6 protein-coding genes are annotated in these 6,222 nt (G+C 71.7%); 3 read left to right on the top strand and 3 right to left on the bottom strand.

What is annotated here, in order from left to right:
• The first annotated feature begins 28 nt into the window (after window positions 1–28).
• Window positions 29–535: a flavin reductase family protein gene (locus tag HET64_RS35150; protein WP_215111299.1), complete on the top strand. Its 507-nt coding sequence runs from the start codon at window positions 29–31 to the stop codon at window positions 533–535.
• 17 nt (window positions 536–552) lie between these two features.
• On the opposite strand, the gene arfB is transcribed toward HET64_RS35150, so the two are convergent.
• A complete protein-coding gene (gene arfB / locus HET64_RS35145) occupies window positions 553–987 on the bottom strand; it encodes an alternative ribosome rescue aminoacyl-tRNA hydrolase ArfB (protein WP_215111298.1) in 435 nt (144 codons plus the stop codon).
• Window positions 988–1,249: 262 nt separating this feature from the next.
• On the opposite strand from arfB, the gene HET64_RS35140 reads away from it, so the two are divergent.
• On the top strand, window positions 1,250–1,825 hold the full coding sequence (locus tag HET64_RS35140; protein ID WP_007446537.1) for a TerD family protein: 576 nt from the start codon (window positions 1,250–1,252) through the stop codon (window positions 1,823–1,825).
• A gap of 273 nt (window positions 1,826–2,098) precedes the next feature.
• Window positions 2,099–3,712, top strand: coding sequence for a M4 family metallopeptidase (locus HET64_RS35135; protein WP_215111297.1), 1,614 nt, complete (start codon window positions 2,099–2,101; stop codon window positions 3,710–3,712).
• Between the two features lie 29 nt (window positions 3,713–3,741).
• On the opposite strand, the gene HET64_RS35130 is transcribed toward HET64_RS35135, so the two are convergent.
• Together HET64_RS35130 and HET64_RS35125 are read right to left on the bottom strand one after the other, a co-directional pair.
• A complete protein-coding gene (locus tag HET64_RS35130; protein ID WP_215111296.1) occupies window positions 3,742–5,148 on the bottom strand; it encodes a M1 family metallopeptidase in 1,407 nt (468 codons plus the stop codon).
• 76 nt (window positions 5,149–5,224) lie between these two features.
• Window positions 5,225–6,222 (bottom strand): hypothetical protein (locus tag HET64_RS35125; RefSeq protein ID WP_215111295.1); only part of this gene is annotated, 998 nt, incomplete at its 5' end.

The following is a 6,222-nucleotide window of genomic DNA, read 5'->3' as shown; positions in this document are numbered from 1 at the left end:
CCCCGAGACCGTCCCCCATGCTGAGGGAGTGAGCAACGACGAGTTCCGTGCCGCCCTCGCGCGGCTGGCCGCCGGGGTGGTGCTGGTCACCGCCCAGGAGCCGCCCCTCGACGAGGACGGCCGGGGCGAGGACGTGGGCATGACGGCGACCGCCTTCATGTCGGTGTCCCTGGATCCGCCCCTGGTGATGGTGAGCCTGCGCAACGGCTCCCGGATGGACGACCTGCTGGACGAGCAGCCGCTGTGGGCGGTCTCCGTGCTGGCCGCGAGCCAGCGGCACATCGCGGGACGGTTCGCCATGAAGGGCCGGATCAGCGACCGGCTGCTGTTCGAGGACGTCCCGTACGTACGGGGCGGGGTCACGCACGCGCCGCTGGTCGGCGGGGCGCTGGCGACGCTGGAGTGCCGCACCGAGCAGCGCGTGGTGGCCGGGGACCACACCCTGGTGATCGGGCGGGTGCTCACGGCGGAGCTGCCGAGCCCGGACGGCGACCCACTGGCGTACTTCAAGGGCCGCTACCGGCATTTGGGCTGACGGCGCGGGCCCCGGAATCACCAGTCGCGGCCCGAGCGGCCGCGCTTGGTGTCGCCGCGCTGCTTCTTCTCCCGCAGCCTGCGCTCGTTGATCCCGCGCGGGATCTTCCGCTTGATCCGGGGCTTGGGCGGCGGCGACGTGGCCTCGGCGAGGAGGGCGGCGAGCCGGGCGGCGGCCGTCTCGCGGTTGCGCCACTGGGAGCGGTGCTCGGAGGCCCGTACGGAGATCACCCCGCCCACCAGCCTGCTTGCGAGCCGCTCCAGCGCCCGCGCCTTCCACACCTCGGGGAGCGCGTCCGTCGCCGCCAGGTCGAAGCGCAGCTCCACCTGGGAGTCGCTGGTGTTGACGTGCTGGCCGCCGGGTCCGGAGGACCGCGAGAAACGCCACATGAGCTCGGCCTCCGGGAGGGAGACCGAGCCGCGGATGACATAGGGCCCGGACATGACACCCATGGTCCCTTCCCCGCACCCCGTTCGTCACCTTCTTTTGCCCACGGGATCGCGCACCGGGTCCGCCCGGGATCGCGCACCGGGCCGCGCACCGGGCCGCGCACCGGGCCGCACGGTGTCCCCTGACCGGCTCCACTTCGGGACGAAGTTCGGCAAAGAAAGTAAAGCGACCAGGAACCTCGTGGTCTGCTGCTTGCGTTATGACGGGTGACGGTAGCTTTCGTGATGGCACGAAGCCCGCACACGACGAGGAAAGGGACTTCCCATGGCAGTAAGCCTGTCCAAGGGCGGCAACGTCTCGCTCACCAAGGAGGCACCGGGCCTTACCGCCGTCACGGTCGGCCTCGGCTGGGACGTCCGCACCACCACCGGCACCGACTTCGACCTCGACGCCTCGGCGATCGCGGTCAACCCCGGCGGGAAGGTCGTCTCGGACGGCCACTTCGTCTTCTTCAACAACAAGTCGACGCCGGACCAGACCATCGTGCACACCGGTGACAACGTCACGGGCGAGGGCGAGGGCGACGACGAGCAGATCAACGTCAACCTGGCGGGTCTGCCGGCCGACGTGGACAAGATCGTCTTCCCGGTCTCCATCTACGACGCCGAGAACCGCAGCCAGAACTTCGGCCAGGTCCGGAACGCGTTCATCCGCATCCTCAACCAGGCCGGCGGCGCCGAGATCGCCCGCTACGACCTGAGCGAGGACGCCGCCACCGAGACCGCCATGGTCTTCGGCGAGCTCTACCGCAACGGCGCCGAGTGGAAGTTCCGCGCGGTCGGCCAGGGGTACGCCTCCGGCCTGCGCGGCATCGCCCAGGACTTCGGCGTCAACCTCTGACCCGAGCGCACGACTGCTTCACCCGCTTCACCGGAGCCCCCGGCCGCCTTCGCGGCCGGGGGCTCCCGCGTGGGTGAGGGGCCGTCACGTCGCCCGCCCCGTACGGCGGAAATGCACCCCTTCGCCGAATACCGGACAGCGCGGCCCCCCATTCGTACAAGAACTGGTCAAAATCTTGTGAGGCAATTGTCGGCACACCGTCAACTTCGCTCATGAGGTGGCACGCTCTCCGCTCGTAGTCCCCCCACAGGACGACCAACGGAGAACACTCACATGAACCTCCACACCACCCCCCACACCTCCCGCGCCCACCGCGGCACCCGTCGGCTCGCAGCGCTCGCGGCGGTCGCCGCGATGGTCGTCGCCGGTGTCCAGGCCGGATCCGCCGTCGCCACGCCCGGCGACGACGACGCCCGTACCGCCGCGGCGACGCCCTCCACGGCCGCCGCACTCGGTGTGAACCCCTCGGCGCAGCGCGCCACGGCCATCAAGTCGGCCCAGGCGGACGCCTCCTCGGCGGCGAAGGCCCTGAAGCTCGACGGCCGGGAGAAGCTGATCGCCCGCGACGTCGTCAAGGACGCCGAGGGCACCGTCCACACCCGCTACGAGCGCACCTACGACGGCCTGCCCGTCCTCGGTGGCGACCTCGTCACCCACGCCACCGCCGCCGGAAAGGTCAAGAGCGTCGACAGGGCGACCGACGCGAAGATAGCCGTGGCGTCGACGACGCCGAAGCTGAAGGCCGCGGCGAGCGCCCGCAAGGTGATCTACGCGGGCGGCGAGAACCCCGTCCTCGCCTGGGAGACCGTCAAGAAGGGCGTCCAGAAGGACGGCACGCCCAGCCGCGTCCACACCATCACCGACGCCACCACCGGAAAGAAGCTGCACAGCTACGAGGCGGTCGAGACCGGCACCGGCACCAGCCAGTACAGCGGCGAGGTCGAGCTCACCACCACGAAGACCGACGCGGGCTTCGAGCTGACCGACGGCGAGCGCGGCGGCCACAAGACGTACGACCTGAACCAGGGTTCCTCCGGCACCGGCGAACTCGTCACGGACGACGACGACGCCTGGGGCGACGGCACCGGCGCGGACCGGCAGACCGCCGCCGTCGACGCCCACTACGGCGCCGCGAAGACCTGGGACTTCTACAAGACCGCGCTCGGCCGCGACGGCATCGCGGGCGACGGCAAGGCCGCCTACTCCCGGGTCCACTACGGCGAGAACTACGTCAACGCCTTCTGGGACGACAGCTGCTTCTGCATGACGTACGGCGACGGCGAGGGCAACAAGAGCGCCCTCACCTCCATCGACGTCGCGGCCCACGAGATGACCCACGGCCTCACCTCCGCCACCGCCAACCTGGACTACGCGGGCGAGTCCGGCGGCCTCAACGAGGCGACCAGCGACATCCTCGGCGCGTCGGTGGAGTTCTTCGCCGACAACGCCTCGGACGCCGGGGACTACCTCATCGGCGAGAAGATCGACATCAACGGCGACGGCACCCCGCTGCGCTACATGGACAAGCCCTCCAAGGACGGCAACTCCGCCGACTTCTGGGACGAGAACCTCGGCAACCTGGACGTCCACTACTCCTCCGGCGTCGCCAACCACTTCTTCTACCTGCTCGCCGAGGGCAGCGGAAAGAAGACGATCAACGGAGTCGACTACGACTCCGCGACCTCCGACGGCTCGACGCTGACGGGCATCGGCCGGGAGAAGGCGTACCAGATCTGGTACAAGGCCCTCTCCGTCTACATGACCTCCACCACCGACTACGCGGGCGCGCGCGTCGCGACCGAGAAGGCGGCGACCGACCTGTTCGGCGCGGACAGCGAGGAGCTGAAGGCGGTCTCGGCCACCTGGACCGGGGTCAACGTCAAGTAACGCGTCACGTCAGCCGGTACGGGAGCCGGTCAGCCCTCCACGGGCGGCCGGCTCCTGCCGTACAGCCAGGCGTCCCACAGCTCGGTGAGGTCCCGGCCCGTCTCCTCCTCCACGTACGCGGTGAAGTCGTCGGTCGAGGCGTTGGCGTGCCGGTGGGCCTTCGTCCACCCCTGGACCAGGGCGAAGAACGCCCGGTCGTCGTCGATGGCGAGCCGGACGCGGTGCACGGCCATCGCCCCCCGCCCGTAGACCGGCGGCTCGGACAGCTCGGCGGCGGTCGGCGGATCGGCCGGCGGGAACGCCCAGTTCGCGTCGGACTCGTACGCCTCCTGAAAGCTCTCCTCGACCGGTACGTCCTCGTGGTCGGCGGCCCAGAGCCACTCCGCGTACGTCGCGAAGCCCTCGTTCAGCCACATGTCCCGCCAGGTCGCGGGGGTGACGGAGTTCCCGAACCACTGGTGGGCCAGTTCGTGGACGAGGAGCCCGGTGTCCGGCGGGCCGGGGAAGACGGGCCGGTTCTGGGTCTCCAGGGCGTAGGCCGAGTCGCCCGTCCGCTCGACGATCGCCCCGGCGGAGGAGAAGGGATACGGGCCGAACTTCCCCGCCGACCACTTCAGCACGGCCGGAATCCGCGCCAGCACGTCCGCGCTCGCCGCCGCCGACTCCGGGTCCACGGCGGTGAACAGCCGGATGCCGTCGGGGGTCACCGACTCCTCGGTGGCGAACCGCCCCACGGCGACCGTCGCCAGATAGCTCGCCATCGGTTCGGCGGTCCGCCAGCGGTAGACGGTGCGCCCGTCCGCCGTACGCCGGGACACCGGTTCCCCGTTGGAGATCCCCGCGAGCCCCTCGGGCACGGTGATCGCGATGTCGTACGCGGCCTTGTCGCTCGGGTGGTGGTTGCCGGGGAACCAGGCCATGGACCCGGCCGGTTCGCCGAGGGCGACCGCGCCGTCCGCCGTCCGCAGCCAGCCCTCCTTCGACCCGTCCGGGTCGGTGATCGTCTCCGGGGAGCCCGAGTAGCGCACGACGGCGGTGAACGTACGCCCCTTGCGCAGCCGGTCCTCGACGGCGGCCGCCGGACGCAGCGTCAGCTCCTTGCCCGCCCGGTTCACGGCGGCCGGGCGGCCCTCGACCGCGGCGCCGTCCACGTCGAGCCCGGCGAGGTCGAGGTGGAAGGCGCTCAGGTCCCGGGTGGCGCGGGCGGTGATCGTGGCGGTGCCGCGCAGCCGGTCTCCGGCCGGGTCGACGTCGAGCTCCAGGCCGTAGTGGGTGACGTCGTAGCCGCCGTTGCCGAGACCCGGGAAGTACGGGTCGCGCAGTCCGGCCTCGCCCGGGGTCCCCTCGACCCCGCCCGTGCACCCGCTGCCGAGCAGCGCGAGGGCCAGGGCCAGAGCCGGCAGGAGCGGGGCGGGGGCCGGGACGCGGTGGTTCACCGGTCGATCCTAGGCCGCCCGGCGGCCCTGACCGGGAGGAGCCGCCCGCCTCGGGGGAAGAACGGGCGGCTCCAGTTCAGAGGATGGCGATTCCGAGCGGCCGGTTGCCTGCCTCCAGACGGACCGGCTCGCTCCTCTCGTCGTCCAGGTCGACGACCGTGATCCCGTTCCAGTACCCGTCGCGGGTGAAGCCGCCGGTGACGTACGCCGTGCGGCCGTCCTTCGACACCGCCACGTCCTCGTGCGGTCCGTCCAGCGGAACGACCCGCTCCGTGCCGTCGGGGGCGCGGACGGTGAGCGAGGGCTCCTCGTCGTCCGAGCCGATCGGGCCGGTGCCCACCACGAGGAGGGTGCCGTCGGGGGCGAGCGCCGCGCCGTGCTGGTGGGTGTTGGCGGTCATCGGCTCGATGGTCACCTTTCCGGTGCGCGGGTCGAGGACCGCGAGCCGCTCCCCCTCGAACGGCAGCAGCAGCTTGCCGTCCTCGGGGCGCACGACGGCGTAGTGCGGCTTCAGCCAGGAGCCGAGCCCGCCCTCCGTGCCGTACGGGGCGACTTCCATGCGCCGGGTCTCCAGCGAGCCGGCGTCCACCGCCGTCACGTCGAAGGAGTCGTGATCGGTGGCGTACACCTCGCGGCCGTCCGGCGACACGTCCACGTCGAAGGGGCGCATGCCGACGGGCGCGGTGCCGGTGACCTCGCGGGTCGCGGTGTCGATGACCTCGACCACGCCGTCGCCGCCGGGCACGTTGACCCCGACGTAGACGTGCTTCCCGTCCGGGGCCAGGGCGATGCCCATGCCGCCGCCCCGGTACTCGCCGGTGGTGACCGGGCCGGACTCCGTCTCGTACGGGACGAGCGCGAGCCGGGTCCGCTCCCGGGTGTCGACGACCGCGACGCCCTCGGCGGTGGCGACCCAGGCCCGCCCGTCCTCGCCGACGACGAGGCCGTAGGGCGCGGTGCCGGCCTTCACCGAGGTGATGGGGGCCCCGCCCTTCCCGGACCCGTCCTTCCCGGGGTCGACGAAGGTCACGGTGTCGCCGCCGAAGTCGGCGACGAGGAGGGTGCCGTCGGGGG

The organism is Streptomyces sp. McG3, assembly GCF_018619185.1.
GTDB lineage: Bacteria > Actinomycetota > Actinomycetes > Streptomycetales > Streptomycetaceae > Streptomyces.
This window is presented reverse-complemented; position numbering and strand designations above follow the sequence as displayed.

Bases quoted from the DNA above. Each gene is read 5' to 3' on its own strand.
- arfB (WP_215111298.1), bottom strand. From the start codon at position 987: ATGGGTGTCATGTCCGGGCCCTATGTCATCCGCGGCTCGGTCTCCCTC.
- HET64_RS35135 (WP_215111297.1), top strand. From the start codon at position 2,099: ATGAACCTCCACACCACCCCCCACACCTCCCGCGCCCACCGCGGCACC.
- HET64_RS35140 (WP_007446537.1), top strand. From the start codon at position 1,250: ATGGCAGTAAGCCTGTCCAAGGGCGGCAACGTCTCGCTCACCAAGGAG.